Source organism: Streptomyces sp. Qhu_M48 (assembly GCF_051305195.1).
GTDB lineage: Bacteria > Actinomycetota > Actinomycetes > Streptomycetales > Streptomycetaceae > Streptomyces.
In genome coordinates, this window is record NZ_CP195432.1 from 1,865,213 (window position 1) to 1,880,413 (window position 15,201).

Sequence of the window (15,201 nt, forward strand, 5' to 3'; positions counted from 1 at the left end):
CACCCGTTCCCTAACAAGTGTTTGGTAGGTTAACGTACGGCCATGAGCAGCGTCGAGGAGTTCCGGGCGGAGATACGGGGCTGGCTGAAGACCCACCTCAGCGGCTCCTTCGCCGCCCTCAGAGGACGCGGCGGACCCGGCCGCGAGCACGAGGCCTTCGCCGAACGCCTCGCCTGGGAACGGCACCTGGCCGCCCACGGCTGGACCTGCGTCGGCTGGCCGGAGGAGCACGGCGGACGCGGCGCGAGCATCGAGGAGCAGATCGCCTTCCACGAGGAGTACGCCCTCGCCGGCGCGCCCGCCCGCGTCAACCACATCGGCGAGCAACTCCTCGGCCCCACCCTCATCGACCACGGCACCGAGGAACAGAAGGCCCGCTTCCTCCCCCCGATCCGCGCCGTCCGGGAACTCTGGTGCCAGGGCTACAGCGAACCCGGCGCCGGCTCCGACCTCGCCGCCGTCCGCACCCGCGCCGTACGGGACGGCGACGCGTGGGTGGTGACCGGACAGAAGATCTGGACCTCCCTCGCCCACGAGGCCCAGTGGTGCTTCGTCCTCGCCAGGACGGAGCCGGGCGCACGGCGCCACGCCGGACTCTCCTACCTCCTCGTCCCCCTCGACCGGCCCGGCGTCGAGATCCGGCCCATCGTCCAGCTCACCGGCACCAGCGAGTTCAACGAGGTCTTCTTCGACGGGGCCCGCACCGACGCGGCGAACGTCGTCGGCGCGCCCGGCGACGGCTGGCGGATCGCCATGGCCACCCTCGGCTACGAACGCGGCGTCTCCACCCTCGGCCAGCAGGTCGGCTTCCGCCGCGAACTCGACGCCCTCGTCGCCCTCGCCCGCCACAACGGCGCCGCCGCCGACCCCCACATCCGCGACCGCCTCACCCGCGCCTGGGCCGGCCTCGAAGCCCTGCGCGCCGGAGCCCTGCGCGGCACCGACCCCTCCGCCGCCAAGCTCTCCTGGTCCCACTGGCACCGCGATCTCGGCGAACTCGCCCTGGAGGTGTGCGGCCCCACCGCCACCCTCGCCACCTCCGCCCCCTACGAACTCGACGACTGGCAGCGCCTGTTCCTCTTCTCCCGCGCCGACACCGTCTACGCCGGTTCCAGCGAGATCCAGCGGAACATCATCGCCGAGCGGGTGCTCGGCCTCCCCAAGGAGCCGCGCCCGTGACCCGTACCCCGCCGCCCCCCTACGTGCAGGGCCACGGCCTCCTCGCCGGACGGACCGCCGTCGTCACCGCCGCCGCCGGCGCCGGGATCGGCGGCGCCACCGCCCGCCGCTTCCTGGAGGAAGGCGCCCGCGTGCTCGTCAGCGACGCCCACACCCGGCGCCTCGAGGAGACCGAGACCGCGCTCGCCGCCGAGTTCGGCGCCGGATCCGTCGCCTCCCAGCCGTGCGACGTCACCGACGAGAGCCAGGTCCAGGCCTTGTACGACACCGCCGTACGGCTCCACGGACGCCTCGACGTCATCGTCAACAATGCCGGCCTCGGCGGTACCGCCGACCTCGCCGACATGACCGACGAGCAGTGGAACCGCGTCCTCGACGTCACCCTCGGCGGCACCTTCCGCTGCACCCGCGCCGCCCTCCGCCGCTTCCGCGACTCCGGCACCGGCGGCGTCGTCGTCAACAACGCCTCCGTCGTCGGCTGGCGCGCCCAGACCGGACAGGCCCACTACGCCGCCGCCAAGGCCGGCGTCATGGCCCTCACCCGCTGCGCGGCCGTCGAGGCCGCCGCGTACGGCGTCCGCGTCAACGCCGTCTCCCCGTCCCTCGCCATGCACCCCCACCTGGCCAAGGTCACCACCACCGAACTCCTGGACGAGCTCACCGCCCGCGAGGCCTTCGGCCGGTACGCCGAGCCCTGGGAGATCGCCAACGTCATCGTCTTCCTCGCCGGCGACTACTCCTCCTACATGACCGGCGAGACGGTCTCCGTCAGCAGCCAGCACCCGTAGGCCCAGAATGGACGCGTGCCGAACACTCCCAGCAAGAAGAAGACCCAGGTGAGCGGCGGACCCGAGCGCCGCCGCGAACTCCTCGACACGGCCGCCGAGGTGTTCGCCGCCCAGGGGTACGACGCCACCACCGTCCGCAAGATCGCGGACGCCGCCGGGATGCTCGCCGGCAGCCTCTACTACCACTTCGACTCCAAGGAGTCGATGCTCGACGAGATCCTCTCCACCTTCCTCGGCGAGCTGTGGGAGGGGTACGACGCCGTCCTCGACGCCGGTCTCGGCCCCCGCGAGACCATCGAGGCCCTCGTCACCGAGTCCTTCCGCGAGATCGACCGGCACCGCGCCGCCGTCGCCATCTACCAGAGGGAGTCCCGCCACCTCACCGACCAGCCCCGCTTCCACTACCTGACCGACTCGCAGCGCAAGTTCGAGAAGGCCTGGCTCGGCACCCTGGAGCGCGGGGTCGCCGCCGGGGCCTTCCGCGCCGACCTCGACGTCCGCCTCACCTACCGGTTCGTCCGCGACACCGTCTGGGTCGCCGCGTCCTGGTACCGCCCGGGCGGCCTGCACAGCCCCGAGGAGATCGCCCGCCAGTACCTGTCCATGGTCCTGGACGGGATCGCCGTACGCACGTAGACGCCAGGAAGACACCCGGAGGAGCCCGCCATGCCCGAGGCCTACATCGTCGAAGCGGTCCGCACCCCCGTGGGACGCCGAGGGGGCGGCCTCTCGGCCGTCCACCCGGCGGACCTCGGCGCCCACGCCCTCAAGGCCCTCGTCGCCCGCTCCGGGATCGACCCGGCCGCCGTCGACGACGTGGTCCTCGGCTGCCTCGACACCGTCGGACCGCAGGCCGGCGACATCGCCCGTACGGCATGGCTGGCCGCGGGCCTCCCCGAGGAGGTCCCCGGGGTGACCGTCGACCGCCAGTGCGGCTCCTCCCAGCAGGCCGTGCACTTCGCCGCCCAGGCCGTCATGTCCGGCACCCAGGACCTCGTCGTCGCCGGCGGCGTGCAGAACATGTCGATGATCCCCATCGCCTTCGCCTCCCGGCAGGCCGCCGAACCCCTCGGCCTCACCGGCGGCCCCTTCCACGGCAGCGAGGGCTGGCGCGCCCGGTACGGCGACGCGCCGGTCAACCAGTTCCACGGCGCCGAGCTGATCGCCGCGAAGTGGCGGATCACCCGACGCGACCAGGAGGAGTTCGCCCTCCGCTCGCACGAGCGGGCGCTCCGCGCGATCGACGAGGGCCGTTTCGCACGGGAGACCGTGGCGTACGGAGAGGTCGCCGTCGACGAGGGCCCGCGCCGCGACACCAGCGCGGCGAAGATGGCCGGGCTCCGGCCCGTCGTCGAGGGCGGCACCATCACCGCCGCCTGTTCCTCCCAGGTCTCCGACGGGGCGGCGGCGCTGCTCCTGGCGAGCGAGCGGGCCGTACGGGAACACGGGCTGACCCCCCGGGCCCGGATCCACCACCTCTCCGCACGCGGGGAGGACCCGATCCGGATGCTCTCCGCGCCGATACCCGCGACCGCCCACGCGCTCAAGAAGACCGGCCTGACCATCGACGCCATCGACCTCGTCGAGATCAACGAGGCCTTCGCCCCCGTCGTCCTGGCCTGGCTGAAGGAGACCGGCGCCGACCCCGCCCGCGTCAACGTCAACGGCGGCGCGATCGCCCTCGGCCACCCGCTCGGCGCGACCGGCGCGAAACTGATGACGACGCTCCTCCACGAACTGGAACGCACGGGAGGCCGCTACGGCCTCCAGACCATGTGCGAGGGCGGCGGCCAGGCGAACGTGACGATCATCGAACGGCTGTGAGGCACCCGTGGCGGGATGCCGGGACCGTCCTGCCGGAGTCAGGCGCGGGCGTCCGAAGCCCGGGAGGCCCCTGGGGCCGAGCGGTGCGAGGGCGGCCGGTGGGGGAGGGGACCATGTGCGAGGGCGGCGGCCAGGCGAACGTGACGATCATCGAACGGCTGTGAGCGGCCAGCGGACGAGCGTCCGGGCGCTGTGAGGTCGCCCACGTCGCACCGCCGTGGGCTGGTGCGATCCGTCCGGCCATCGGTCGGGCGGGGCGGGAAGGTCCCGAGGCGCACTATTGTTCCGGTAGAGACATCCGGGGCTCGTTCCGCGCGTTCCGGTAGACATCCCGGGCCCGTATCGCGTGTTCCGGGTAGAGCAGCCGGGCCCGCACCGTGCAGGTGCGGGCCCTGGCTGTGCCGCGAGCACCGGCCAGAAAGGCACGCATGACCCGCTCCGAACGCCCTCACAAGCGCAGCCCCCGCACCGCCCAGGCGAAGTCCACGTCGCAGCCGAAGAACTCCCGCGGCGGCCGCCGTCCCACCGCGCCCCCGCCGCCGAGCGAGTTCACGCCGCCGGAGACGCTGACGCCCGCGCTGCCCGCGGTGGCCGCCTTCGCCGACCTCGACATGCCCGAGGGCCTGCTGCGGACCCTGGGTGAGCAGGGCGTCACGGAGCCGTTCCCGATCCAGGCCGCGACCCTGCCGAACTCGCTGGCCGGCCGTGACGTGCTCGGCCGGGGGCGTACCGGCTCCGGCAAGACCCTCGCCTTCGGGCTCGCGATCCTCGCCCGCACCGCGGGCCGCCGCGCCGAGCCGGGCGCGCCGCTCGCGCTGGTCCTGGTGCCCACGCGCGAGCTCGCGCAGCAGGTGACCGACGCGCTCACCCCGTACGCCTCCGCGCTGCGGCTCCGCATCACCACCGTCGTCGGCGGCATGTCGATCAGCCGGCAGTCCTCCGCGCTGCGGCGCGGCGCCGAGATCCTCATCGCCACGCCCGGCCGTCTCCACGACCTCATCGACCGGGGCGACTGCCGTCTCGACCAGGTCGCCGTCACCGTCCTCGACGAGGCCGACCAGATGGCCGACATGGGCTTCCTGCCCCAGGTCACGAAGGTGCTGAAGCAGGTCGAGCCGGACGGGCAGCGCCTGCTGTTCTCGGCCACCCTCGACCGGAACATCGACCGCCTGGTCAAGATGTTCCTCGACGACCCGGTCGTGCACTCCGTCGACCCGTCGGCCGGCGCGGTCACCACCATGGAGCACCACGTCCTGTACGTGGCCGACGAGACCGACAAGAAGGCCGTCACGCTGCGGATCGCCGCCCGCGACGGCCGGACGATCCTCTTCCTGGACACCAAGCGGTCCGTGGACCGGCTGGTCAAGCGGCTCCTCGCCAACGGCGTACGGGCCTCCGGGCTGCACGGCGGCCGCTCGCAGCCGCAGCGGAACCGGACCCTCGACCAGTTCAAGAGCGGTCAGGTCACCGCCCTCGTCGCGACGAACGTGGCGGCGCGCGGCATCCACGTCGACGACCTCGACATGGTCGTGAACGTCGACCCGCCGATGGACCACAAGGACTACCTGCACCGCGGCGGCCGGACCGCCCGTGCCGGTGAGTCCGGCAGCGTCTTCACCCTGGTCCTGCCCGAGCAGAAGCGCGACATGGGCCGTCTGATGACGAACGCGGGCATCAGCCCCCGCACGGCGCAGATCAAGTCCAGCGACGACGAGCTGGCCGAGCTGACCGGCGCGCGGGAGCCCTCCGGCGTCCCGATCGTCATCGAGACCCCGCAGCCGACGCAGCCGCGCAAGCCGGCCGGCTCCGCCGCCGGCGGTGGCCGCTCCGCGGGCCGGCGCCGCCGTCCCGCCCCGGCCGGAGGCACGGCCGGCACGGGCACGGGCTCGGGCCGTTCCGGAGCCACGGGCACGGCCTCGGGCCGCGCCGCGGGCTCCTCGGGCCGTACGTCGGGCTCCGCGGGCCGCACCGCCGGTGCCGCCGGCGGCACGGGCCGCGCGTCCGGCGGTGGCCGGGGAGCGGGCTCCGGCACGGGCGGCGGACGCGGTGCCTCCGCCGGAGCCGGTGCCGGTCGGGCCGGGCGTCAGGCCGCGGGCACCAGCCGCGCGCGGAGCGCCGGCAGCTCGCGGAGCTCCAGGCCGAGGCCGACCGACACGTAACGGAACACGCTCCCGTACGAGGAGCGCAGCTGCTCCAGGGCGGTGTGGAGGTACTCCTCCCGCACCTCCTGGAGCGGAGTGATCAGGGCCGGGTCCCTCGAGTCGATCGCGGTGAGCAGCCGCCCGAACAGACCGTTGTCGGTGACGGGCCGGGGGACCGGGACCGGACCGGCCGGCGGCGGGTCACTCGTCGGGGCGCGGAAGCGTCCGCAGGACCCGCGAGGCCTCCGTCATGATCCGGCTGACCAGCTCCTCGCAGCTGGGAAGGTCCTCGATCACCCCCGCGACCTGACCCGCGGCCATCACGCCCAGGTCGGTGCGGCCCTCGACCATGGAGGCCCGCAGCAGCATCGGGGTGTTCGCGGCGAGGAGGACCTGGCTCCAGGACAGGTCCCTGCCGTGGCGCATCGCGAGGCCGTCGCGGACCATCGCCGACCAGGAGAGCCCGGAGAGCCCGCGGAAACCGGCCGCGCGGTGCAGGGCCCGCGCCAGGGACCGTACCCGCCCGGCGTTCTCCAGGGACGCCACGAGCTCCGTGCGGAGCATCCGGTGGGGCAGCCCGTCGACGGCGGTGGTGACGGTGACGTCCTTGACGGTGGCGGCCAGATAGCGGGCCTTGACCGCGTCCGGCACGGTCGAGTCGGAGGTCAGCAGGAAGCGGGTGCCCATCGCGATGCCCGCCGCCCCGTGGGCGAGCGCGGCGACCAGGCCCCGTCCGTCGTGGAAGCCGCCCGCCGCGATCACCGGGACGTCCACGGCGTCCACCACCTGCGGCAGCAGGACGCTCGTCGCGACCTCGCCGGTGTGGCCGCCGCCCTCCCCGCCCTGGACGAGCACGGCGTCCGCGCCCCAGGCGGCGACCTTCTCGGCGTGCCGCCGGGCTCCGACGGAGGGGATGACGACGACCCCGGCGTCCTTGAGCTCGGCGATCAGGTCGCGGGAGGGCGCGAGGGCGAAGGAGGCGACCCGTACCCCCTCGTCGACGATGATCCGGACCCGTTCACGGGCGTCCCCCGCGTCGGCGCGCAGGTTCACCCCGAAGGGCCGGTCGGTGCGGGACCGCACCTCGCGGACGGCGGCGCGCAGCTCGTCCACGGTCATGGTCGCGGAGGCGAGGACGCCGAGCGCGCCCGCGTTCGCGGTGGCGGAGACGAGCCGGGGCCCGGCGACCCAGCCCATGCCGGTCTGCACGATCGGGTGGCGGACCCCCGTCAGCTCGGTGAGCGCGGTCCTCATCGGGGCGCGACCTCGCGGTCCCGCAGCCGCCGGGGGTCGATGACCTCGCGGATCAGCCGCAGCTCCTCGGCGGTGGGCTCGCGGGTGTACGGCACGTCGCCGTCGTCGGCCGCCGCGAGGTCGAAGCCGGTGGCCGCGCGGACCTCGTCGACGGTGACGCCCGGGTGGAGGGAGGCGATCCGCATCGTGCGGCCGGGCGTCTCGAAGTCGAGGACGGCGAGGTCGGTGACGACTCGGGGGAGGCGGTGGTACGGCCCGACGGCGTGGTCGTAACCGACTCCGCTGATCATGTCGACCCGCTCGACGAAGACCCGGGGCGAATGCTTGGGGATCCAGTAACTGACGGGGTTGTTGAGGGTGTTGACGGGGGCTCCGCGTACGCCGAGGAGCTGGCGGGAGGGCCGCCGCCAGTCGCCGATGCAGGAGATGTTCTGGTTGCCGTACCGGTCGATCTGACTGGCGCCCATCATCACGTGCCGCTTCCCGCCGGTGACCATGGCGAGGTGTCTGCGGTACGGCAGCCAGCCCTCGGGCTCTCCGTCGAGGCCGACGAGCAGCGCCTCGCCGTCGGTGAGGAGCAGGTCGGGGGAGAAGGTGCGTTTGGCGAGGCGGGCTCCGAAGGAGGGGATCAGGCCCATGGGGCTGGCGAGCACCTCCCCGTTGTCGCGCCAGGCCTCGGCGCAGGCGATCACGCAGTACTCGGCGCGGCCGGCCGCTTCCGTCGTCACGTCCGCTGCTCCTCGCGCTCGTCGTGCCAGGCCCGCACGGCGGTCTGGTAGTCGCCCTCGCTCTTGCCGGACAGGAAGCGCTCGGCGAACTCGGTCCAGGGGGTGGTGGCGTAGAGCCTCTGGAACGGCTCGTCGCGGTCGCGGTCGGGGACGCAGGAGGTGAAGTGGGCGCCGTTCGGGGTCTCGACGACTCCGGTGACGCTGTGGCGGCTGACGAGGAGGGTCTGGGGCACGGTGTCCGGCCCGAAGCGGTCGACGATCCGCTCGCAGGAGACGTACGCCGTGTCGGCGGCCTCGCAGAACAGGTCGTCGAAGTAGGGGTCGGGGCCGAGGTACTGGCCGTTGCCGAGCCGGTCGGCGCGGTTGAGGTGGACGAGGGCGGCGTCCATGCGCAGCGCGGGCACGGCCACGAACTCCTCGCCGTCCTCGTACGGGGAGGTGACGGTCCGCAGGCCCGGGTTGACCCGCATCACGTCGGAGCCGAGCCCGGCCCGTACCGGCAGGAAGGGCAGCCGGTTGGCGGCGGCGTGCAGGCCCCACATGAACATCGCCTCGTCGAGCTCGGTGAGCTCGAAGGCGCCGCGTTCGCGGGCCGCCCGGAAGTGGGGTTCGAGGGGGATGGAGTCCAGGGTCGCGAAGGGGGCGACGAGTCGCCGGATCCGGCCGGCGGCGGCGAGCAGGCCGACGTCCGGGCCGCCGTAGGAGATCACCGTGAGATCGGTGATCCCGGAGCGGAGCACCGCCCTCACCAGGGCCATCGGCTTGCGCCGCGACCCCCAGCCGCCGATCCCGACCGTCATCCCGGAACGGAGCCGTCCGACGACCTCCTCGGGCGTCATGGTCTTGTCGCTCACGCGGAGTTCTCCTTCCCGAAGGTGTCGCGGACCCGGTCGGCGACCCCGCTCAGATTGGCCTCGAAGGTGAAGCCCTGCTCGAAGCGGTAGCTGCGCCGTACGTCCACGGGGTCGATGCCGTTGAGCGCGGCCTTGGCGAGGCGCAGGAGGCCGCCGTCCTTGGCGGCGATCTCCCCGGCCAGCGCGAGGGCCGCGTCGAGCAGCTCCGGGCGCGGGACCACCCTCCACACCGAGCCGTGCGCCTGGAGTTCGGCGGCGGTCGCGGTCCGCGCGGTGTAGTAGAGGGCCCGCATCAGATGCTGGGGGACGAGCCGGGCGAGGTGGGTCGCCGCGCCGAGCGCGCCCCGGTCCAGCTCGGGGAGGCCGAAGACGGCGTCCTCGGCGGCGACGATCGCGTCGGCGTTGCCGACGAGCCCGACGCCGCCGCCCAGACAGTGGCCGGCGACCGCCGCGACGACCGGCACCTCGCACTCGTACACGGCGGCGAAGGCCTCCGCGCAGCCGCTGTTGGCCCCGATCAGGGAGGCGTGCCCGGGGTCGCGCTGCAACTCCTTGATGTCGACGCCCGCGTTGAAGCCGCGGCCCTCGGCGGTGAGGACGACGCACCGGACCCCGGGGTCCCGGCCGGCGGCGCGGACGGCGTCGGCGAGCGCGTACCAGCCTTTGACGGGCAGGGCGTTGACGGGTGGGAAGTCGACGGTGACCAGGGCCACGCCCGGAGTGGGGCGCGAGGTGCAGACACCCATGAGCGGATCAGCTACCTTTCCACCAAACGTTTGTTAGGTACCTCTTGGAGGGGAAGGTAGCAGCCGATGGAGCTGGACGGGAGGGTCGTGCTCGTCACCGGTGGAACCCGAGGAGTCGGCGCGGGCATCGCCCGCGCCTTCCTGCGGGCCGGCGCCCGGGTCGCCGTCTGCGCCCGCAGACCCCCGGACACACCGGTCGGGGCGGCGGGCCGCACCGCCGACTTCCACCCGCTCGACCTGCGGGAGCCCACCGCCGTGCAGGAGTTCCTCACCGCCTTCGCCGAGCGGTACGGACGGCTCGACACCCTCGTCAACAACGCGGGCGGCACGCCGTACCGCCTCCTGGGGGAGGGCGAGGCCGAACGGCACGCGCGCGTGGTCGAGCTGAACCTCACCGCCCCGCTCGCCGTCAGCCTCGCCGCCCGCCCGCTCCTGCGGGCCTCGCGCGGCACGATCGTCATGATCGGCAGCGTCAGCGGCACCCGGCCCTCCCCGGGCACCGCCGCCTACGGCGCGGCCAAGGCGGGCCTGGAGAACCTCGCCCGCTCCATGGCCGTCGAATGGGCCCCCGAGGTACGGGTCAACACCCTCGTCCCCGGCATGGTCAGGACCGAACTGTCCGGCCTGCACTACGGCGACGACGCGGGAGTCGCCGCCGTCGGCCGGACCGTACCGCTGGGCCGGCTCGCCGCCCCGGACGAGATCGGCGAGGCGGCCGTCTTCCTCGCCTCCGACCGGGCGGCCTACGTCTCGGGTGCCTCGCTCCTCGTCCACGGCGGCGGGGAGCGCCCCGCCTTCCTGGACGCCGCCACCGCCAACCGACAGAGCTGAGGGGAGACCGGGATGGGAATCTGCGAGGGCCGTGTCGTCATCGTCACCGGAGCGGGACGCGGACTGGGCCGGGCGCACGCGCTCGCCTTCGCCGCCGAGGGCGCCCGGGTCGTCGTCAACGACCTCGGGGTCGGCCTCGACGGCCGCCCCGGCCCCGACAGCCCGGCGGCGGCGGTCGTCGAGGAGATCAGCGCCGCGGGCGGTGAGGCCCTCGCCCACGGCGGCGACATCGCGACCACCGAGGGCGCCGCCTCCCTGGTCGCGGCCGCCCTCGACACCTGGGGACGGCTCGACACCCTCGTCAGCAACGCGGGCTTCCTCCGTGACCGGATGCTCGTGAACCTCGACGAGAACGACTGGGACGCCGTCATGCGGGTCCACGGCAAAGGCCACTTCCTGCCCCTGCGCCACGCCGCCGCGCACTGGCGGGCCGAGGCGAAGGCCGGACGGGCGCCGGTCGCCAGGGTCGTCCACACCACCTCGGGCGCCGGGCTCCTCGGCAGCGTCGGACAGGCCAACTACGCGGCGGCGAAGGCCGCGATCGTCGGCCTCACCCTGGTCGCGGCGGCGGAACTCGCCCGGTACGGGGTCCAGGTCAACGCGATCGCCCCGGCGGCCAGGACCCGGATGACCGAGCAGGTCTTCGACGGCCTGGACGCACTGCCCGAGGACGTGTCACCGCTCGTGGTGTGGCTGGGCTCGGCCGCGTCGGAGGGCGTGACCGGCAGGATCTTCGAGGCCGAGGGGGGCCGCCTCACCGTCATGGAGGGCTGGCGGCCCGGCCCGACGGAGGACAAGGGCACACGCCGCACCCCGGCGGAGGCGGGGGAGACGGCCCGCCGCCTCCTGTCGGAGTCGGAACCACCGCGACCGGTGTACGGGGCCTGAGCCCGCCCGAGGGCGGCGGCCCGGGCGCGCCAGGAGGGTGCGCGACCCGAGTCGGCCAAGGGTGCGCGACCTGGGCACCTCCGAGCGCGAGATCTGGGGCCGCCCACGTACGCGACCCGCACGAGACCCGTACGGGAGGCATGTCCGCCGGGGTCCGAAAAGGCCCCGGCGGACCCATGCACACGAGATCCGCACCTTCGCGGGCAAGGGGTTAACGTCCGGCGAATACAGGGCCGTTGGGGTTCCGGGCGGGATCTACGCGCGTCCACAATCTCAGCCATGCGAATCCCCCCTCGATTCACCCTCGCCGGCGGTGTCGCCACCGCCCTCCTCTCGTCCCTCCTCCTCGGCGCGCCCGCCACCGCCGCACCCGCCCCCGCACCCGCCGCCGTCGTGACCTCGGTCGCGGCGACCGCGGCCGTCGGCGACATCTGCTACTCCGACCTGCCCAGCCAGGCGCACACCACCCTGCGCCTGATCGACGCCGGCGGCCCCTTCCCGTACAGCCAGGACGGCACCGTCTTCCAGAACCGGGAACGGATCCTGCCCGGCCGGTCGCTCGGCTACTACCACGAGTACACGGTCAAGACCCCCGGCTCCTCCACGCGCGGCGCCCGCCGCATCGTCACCGGCGACGCGGCCCAGGAGGACTACTACACCGCCGACCACTACGCGTCCTTCGACCTGATCGACCACGACTGCTGACAGTCGCCCCGGCGGCCGGCCGGCCCCACCCCACCGGCCGCCCCCGACCTCTCAGGCGCGGCGCGGGGACGTCCATTCGAGCCGGGTCCTGACCCGGGGGTCGTGGACGTACTCCAGGGCGGCGAGCGCCGTCTCCCGCGCCGCGCCGTCCGGGTCCCCGTCCGCGAGGACCGACGCCAGCGCCTCGACGGCGCGCGGGTCCTGACGGATCGCGAGGCCGCGCGCCGCCTCCGCCGCCGTCTCCGGATCGGTGTCGCCCACCCGCTCGGCGAGCCCCTCCCGGACGAGCGGGGTGTCGTCGGGCAGCTCGGCGAGCGCGAGCGTCGCCCAGTCCCGTACTCGCGCGTCACCGTCCCGGCTCAGCGCCAGCAGCACCCCGAGCGCCTCCACGTGCCCGGCCGGCACGATCCCGGCCAGGGCCCCCGCGACCGCCCGCCGCACCGCCGCGTCGGCGTGCCCGGCCGCCGCGAGGAGTTCGGGCACGGCGGCCGGGTCCCCGCACTCCCCGAGCGCCGACACCACCGAGAGCACCGGCTCCCGCGCCGGACCCACCACCTCCGCCGCGACCCGCCGCAGCACCGGCACCGCGCTCGCCGCGAAGCCCGGCAGGGCGCCGAGCACCCGCGCGCCGAGCGCCCGGCGCAGCGGATCGCGGTACGCGCACCACGCGGCCGCCGCCACGAAGGTCTCCTCGTCGGCCCGGCCGGCCAGTTCGGCCACCGCCGTCGTCCAGTCGTCGAGTTCCGGGTCGCCGCAGCGCAGGGCCCGCGCCGCCAGCTCCTCGTGCGAGGTACGCAGCCCCAGCGCCGCCTCCAGGAGCGTGGCGATGGCCGCGTGTCCCGTCTGGCGTTCGTCGCCGCGCCCGGGAGCGCCGTCCTCCCGCAGCAGCTCCACGACGACCGTCACCCCGCCGTCCTCCCGGACCCGGCGGATCACGGCCTCGTACGTCTGCCCGCCCTCGTTCCCCGCGACGAGCCCGCGCCGCAGCTCGGCCGCGATGTCGGCGCCGATCCAGCGCCGCGCCTCCCGCAGCGCCGCCTCCCGGGCCGTCGCCCCGTGGTCGAGGAGCGCCCGGACGCATCCGGTGGAGCCGCGCCGGGCGGCGGCCACGAGCGGGAGGAACCCGTCGGGTCCGCGCCGGTCGGGGTCGGCCCCGTGCTCCAGCAGAACTCGGGAGGTGTCGGCGTGCCCGAGCCGCAGCGCCCACGCGAGGGCGGTGAAGCCGTACGCCTCCTCCTGGTCCGCCGCCGCGCCCGCCGCCAGCAGCGCTCGCGCCACGTCGGTGTGTCCGCCGACGGCCGCCCCGCAGAGCGGCAGGTCGCCGCCGTCCTCGCCGCTGCCCCGGCCCGGATCCGCCCCGGCGGCCAGCAACACCCGTACGATTCCGGCCTCGTCGCCGACGGCCGCCCGGTACAGCGCGGTCTCCTCGTCCTCCCGGTCCTCGGGGCCGGCCCCGTTCCGCAGGGCGCGTACGACCCCGTCCTCGTCCCCGTCCCGGATGGCGTCGAACAACGTGCTCATGCGCCGACCCTGACCCGCCGTCCGTCCCTGGCGCAAATCAGATTCCCGCCCCGGCCCGCGAAGCACGGCGCCGACCGTCGCCGTCCGGCCGTCCGCTCGTACGCCTGTGCCAGAATCAGGCCGCATGACCCATGATCACGACGGTGCGGCGCTGAGCGTCGGCCACGGCGACGCCGCGCTCACGAAGCTCCTGGACCAGGGGCTCGACGCGTTCAACTTCGCGGCCACCGGGACGACCCCCGAGGACCAGGGCGAGCTCTCCGTGAAGGCCGTCGACGCGAACGGCGAGCTCATCGGCGGGCTCACCGGCTGGACCTGGAGCGGCCTCTTCGGCATCGACATGCTGTGGGTCCGGGAGGACAGCCGGCAGGACGGCTGGGGGAGCCGGCTCCTGCGCGCGGCGGAGGACGAGGCCAGGCGCCGCGGCTGCGACCGTGCCAATGTCTCGTCGTTCACCTTCCAGGCCCCGGACTTCTACCGTCGGCACGGATACGTGGAGACCGGCCGGATGCTCGGCATCCCGGGCGGCGCCGAGGACGTCCACTTCCACAAGAGCCTGGTGGTGGACACGCCCGGGGAAGCGTCCTGAGTCGCCTCGGGAACGTCCCGCCCGGCCCGCGGGCGGACGGCCCCGCTGTCCGCCCGCGACCTGGCGCGCGTCGGCCCCGCTGTCCGGACGCGACCTAGCCCGCGCACTCCAGGACCGTGCGGCACACCCCGCACCGGGCTCGCAGCGCCCGTCCCGCCGGCACCCGCAGGCGCTGCCGGCAGACCGGGCAGGGGAACGACACACCGGTCGCGGGCGCCCCGCCCTCGAAGGCGTACGGGGCGCCCTCGCCCGCCCTGCCCCGGCGCCGCTCCCAGCCGTACCGCCGTCGCTCGGCCCAGCCCGCCCCGGCGAGCGGCGGCGGCGTCCGCTCCCGCCCGGCCTCGGTCCGGCCCCGCACCCACGCCTCGTACGCCACGTCGCTGGTGAACCACGGTGACGGGTCCTCGCCGAAGACCTCGGCCCGCTTGGCGAGGACGTAGCCGAACTCCTCCGGGGTCAGGTAGCCCAGCTTCTGGCTCTCCACGCCGTCCTGCCGGTAGGCGTCGAGCAGCAGCCAGCCCGCCCCCAGGTACGTGGTGACGACGTCGGTGAGGATCTCGTTCTCGGCGGTGCCGGGGAAGCCGAGGCCGAGCCGGTGCAGCAGGACGTGGGTGATCTCGTGGGCGAGGGCCGCGCCGATGTCCCGGCGGCGCGTCCGGAACCGGTCGTTGAGCTCCACGAAGTACTCGGGTCCCGCCGCGAGCTCGACGGCCGCCGCGTACTCCATCGGCCGGAAACTCACCACCATGCGCGCCTCGGGCAGCCTCAGGTGCCGGACCAGGGCACGGGCCACCCGCTGGGTGCCGAGGTGCAGGTCCTCGTCGTCGGCGAGGGCCACGTCGGAGGACGGGACGCTCACCGGGTACCGGTGCACTCCGTCGGGGGAGAGGCGTCGGTAGAGCGCCGTGAGCGAGGCCCCGACGGTGGCGCGGTGCGGAAGGCCGTGGGCGACACGGTCGCCCTCCTGACGGTTCGGCATGCCGGATTCCCCCTTGTTCCCACTGTACGGTCTTGCCACCGTCTCTGGCCGAAAAGGCTTCCTTGTGGCGGCAGTTGGGCGCTGTCCATAATTCGGACATGACTTGACGGGCGCATGTCATGGCCGTCGAGGCAGCCCCCCATGAGAGAAGGCAGACACGTGAAGCAGAACAGA

15 protein-coding genes and 1 pseudogene are annotated in these 15,201 nt (G+C 74.4%); 9 read left to right on the plus strand and 7 right to left on the minus strand.

Features of this window, described 5'->3' with window-relative positions; all coding sequences use genetic code 11:
• The first annotated feature begins 42 nt into the window (after positions 1-42).
• The 5 genes from ACRRSS_RS08715 to ACRRSS_RS08735 all read left to right on the plus strand — a co-directional run bounded on the left by ACRRSS_RS08715 (position 43) and on the right by ACRRSS_RS08735 (position 5,950).
• Positions 43-1,179 (plus strand): acyl-CoA dehydrogenase family protein, encoded by a 1,137-nt coding sequence (locus tag ACRRSS_RS08715; protein ID WP_435970648.1) that lies wholly within the window; start codon positions 43-45, stop codon positions 1,177-1,179.
• Positions 1,176-1,967: an SDR family oxidoreductase gene (locus ACRRSS_RS08720; protein WP_435970649.1), complete on the plus strand. Its 792-nt coding sequence runs from the start codon at positions 1,176-1,178 to the stop codon at positions 1,965-1,967. The genes ACRRSS_RS08715 and ACRRSS_RS08720 overlap by 4 nt, the downstream gene beginning before the upstream one ends.
• A 15-nt stretch (positions 1,968-1,982) precedes the next feature.
• On the plus strand, positions 1,983-2,603 hold the full coding sequence (locus ACRRSS_RS08725) for a TetR/AcrR family transcriptional regulator (RefSeq protein WP_435970650.1): 621 nt from the start codon (positions 1,983-1,985) through the stop codon (positions 2,601-2,603).
• A gap of 30 nt (positions 2,604-2,633) precedes the next feature.
• Positions 2,634-3,791: an acetyl-CoA C-acetyltransferase gene (locus ACRRSS_RS08730; protein ID WP_435970651.1), complete on the plus strand. Its 1,158-nt coding sequence runs from the start codon at positions 2,634-2,636 to the stop codon at positions 3,789-3,791.
• A 428-nt stretch (positions 3,792-4,219) separates the two neighbouring features.
• Positions 4,220-5,950 (plus strand): DEAD/DEAH box helicase, encoded by a 1,731-nt coding sequence (locus ACRRSS_RS08735; RefSeq protein ID WP_435970652.1) that lies wholly within the window; start codon positions 4,220-4,222, stop codon positions 5,948-5,950.
• On the opposite strand, the pseudogene ACRRSS_RS08740 reads toward ACRRSS_RS08735, so the two are convergent.
• From ACRRSS_RS08740 to ACRRSS_RS08760, 5 genes and pseudogenes are all read right to left on the minus strand, one after another.
• A pseudogene (locus ACRRSS_RS08740) lies at positions 5,947-6,015 on the minus strand (hypothetical protein); the annotation flags it as partial. The gene ACRRSS_RS08735 and the pseudogene ACRRSS_RS08740 overlap by 4 nt on opposite strands.
• A gap of 118 nt (positions 6,016-6,133) precedes the next feature.
• Entirely contained in the window at positions 6,134-7,186 is a 1,053-nt protein-coding gene (locus ACRRSS_RS08745) for an NAD(P)H-dependent flavin oxidoreductase (protein WP_435970653.1), read from the minus strand.
• On the minus strand, positions 7,183-7,914 hold the full coding sequence (locus ACRRSS_RS08750; protein WP_435970654.1) for a CoA-transferase subunit beta: 732 nt from the start codon (positions 7,912-7,914) through the stop codon (positions 7,183-7,185). The genes ACRRSS_RS08745 and ACRRSS_RS08750 overlap by 4 nt, the downstream gene beginning before the upstream one ends.
• A complete protein-coding gene (locus ACRRSS_RS08755; protein WP_435970655.1) occupies positions 7,911-8,768 on the minus strand; it encodes a CoA transferase subunit A in 858 nt (285 codons plus the stop codon). Before ACRRSS_RS08755 ends, ACRRSS_RS08750 begins: the two co-directional genes overlap by 4 nt.
• Positions 8,765-9,514, minus strand: a complete 750-nt coding sequence (locus ACRRSS_RS08760; RefSeq protein ID WP_435970656.1) for an enoyl-CoA hydratase family protein — start codon at positions 9,512-9,514, stop codon at positions 8,765-8,767. Before ACRRSS_RS08760 ends, ACRRSS_RS08755 begins: the two co-directional genes overlap by 4 nt.
• 66 nt (positions 9,515-9,580) lie before the next feature.
• On the opposite strand from ACRRSS_RS08760, the gene ACRRSS_RS08765 reads away from it, so the two are divergent.
• The 3 genes from ACRRSS_RS08765 (at position 9,581) to ACRRSS_RS08775 (ending at position 11,938) form a co-directional block, all read left to right on the plus strand.
• Positions 9,581-10,345 (plus strand): SDR family oxidoreductase, encoded by a 765-nt coding sequence (locus ACRRSS_RS08765; RefSeq protein ID WP_435970657.1) that lies wholly within the window; start codon positions 9,581-9,583, stop codon positions 10,343-10,345.
• A gap of 12 nt (positions 10,346-10,357) precedes the next feature.
• A complete protein-coding gene (locus ACRRSS_RS08770) occupies positions 10,358-11,233 on the plus strand; it encodes an SDR family oxidoreductase (RefSeq protein WP_435970658.1) in 876 nt (291 codons plus the stop codon).
• Positions 11,234-11,512: 279 nt separating this feature from the next.
• Positions 11,513-11,938, plus strand: a complete 426-nt coding sequence (locus tag ACRRSS_RS08775) for a ribonuclease domain-containing protein (RefSeq protein ID WP_435970659.1) — start codon at positions 11,513-11,515, stop codon at positions 11,936-11,938.
• A 51-nt stretch (positions 11,939-11,989) separates the two neighbouring features.
• Here the strand turns inward: ACRRSS_RS08775 and ACRRSS_RS08780 are convergent, their stop codons facing one another.
• On the minus strand, positions 11,990-13,459 hold the full coding sequence (locus tag ACRRSS_RS08780) for an ankyrin repeat domain-containing protein (RefSeq protein ID WP_435970660.1): 1,470 nt from the start codon (positions 13,457-13,459) through the stop codon (positions 11,990-11,992).
• Between the two features lie 124 nt (positions 13,460-13,583).
• Between ACRRSS_RS08780 and ACRRSS_RS08785 the strand changes: the two genes are divergently transcribed.
• A complete protein-coding gene (locus ACRRSS_RS08785) occupies positions 13,584-14,048 on the plus strand; it encodes a GNAT family N-acetyltransferase (protein WP_435970661.1) in 465 nt (154 codons plus the stop codon).
• Positions 14,049-14,142: 94 nt separating this feature from the next.
• Here ACRRSS_RS08785 and ACRRSS_RS08790 read toward each other — a convergent pair whose 3' ends face one another.
• A complete protein-coding gene (locus ACRRSS_RS08790; protein ID WP_435970662.1) occupies positions 14,143-15,027 on the minus strand; it encodes a hypothetical protein in 885 nt (294 codons plus the stop codon).
• Between the last annotated feature and the right edge of the window lie 174 nt (positions 15,028-15,201).

Excerpts from the sequence above, each read along its gene's own strand:
- ACRRSS_RS08780 (WP_435970660.1), bottom strand. The coding sequence starts at position 13,459 with ATGAGCACGTTGTTCGACGCCATCCGGGACGGGGACGAGGACGGGGTC.
- ACRRSS_RS08770 (WP_435970658.1), top strand. The coding sequence starts at position 10,358 with ATGGGAATCTGCGAGGGCCGTGTCGTCATCGTCACCGGAGCGGGACGC.
- ACRRSS_RS08735 (WP_435970652.1), top strand. The coding sequence starts at position 4,220 with ATGACCCGCTCCGAACGCCCTCACAAGCGCAGCCCCCGCACCGCCCAG.
- ACRRSS_RS08775 (WP_435970659.1), top strand. The coding sequence starts at position 11,513 with ATGCGAATCCCCCCTCGATTCACCCTCGCCGGCGGTGTCGCCACCGCC.
- ACRRSS_RS08785 (WP_435970661.1), top strand. The coding sequence starts at position 13,584 with ATGACCCATGATCACGACGGTGCGGCGCTGAGCGTCGGCCACGGCGAC.
- ACRRSS_RS08730 (WP_435970651.1), top strand. The coding sequence starts at position 2,634 with ATGCCCGAGGCCTACATCGTCGAAGCGGTCCGCACCCCCGTGGGACGC.
- ACRRSS_RS08715 (WP_435970648.1), top strand. The coding sequence starts at position 43 with ATGAGCAGCGTCGAGGAGTTCCGGGCGGAGATACGGGGCTGGCTGAAG.
- ACRRSS_RS08745 (WP_435970653.1), bottom strand. The coding sequence starts at position 7,186 with ATGAGGACCGCGCTCACCGAGCTGACGGGGGTCCGCCACCCGATCGTG.
- ACRRSS_RS08760 (WP_435970656.1), bottom strand. The coding sequence starts at position 9,514 with ATGGGTGTCTGCACCTCGCGCCCCACTCCGGGCGTGGCCCTGGTCACC.
- ACRRSS_RS08790 (WP_435970662.1), bottom strand. The coding sequence starts at position 15,027 with ATGCCGAACCGTCAGGAGGGCGACCGTGTCGCCCACGGCCTTCCGCAC.
- ACRRSS_RS08765 (WP_435970657.1), top strand. The coding sequence starts at position 9,581 with ATGGAGCTGGACGGGAGGGTCGTGCTCGTCACCGGTGGAACCCGAGGA.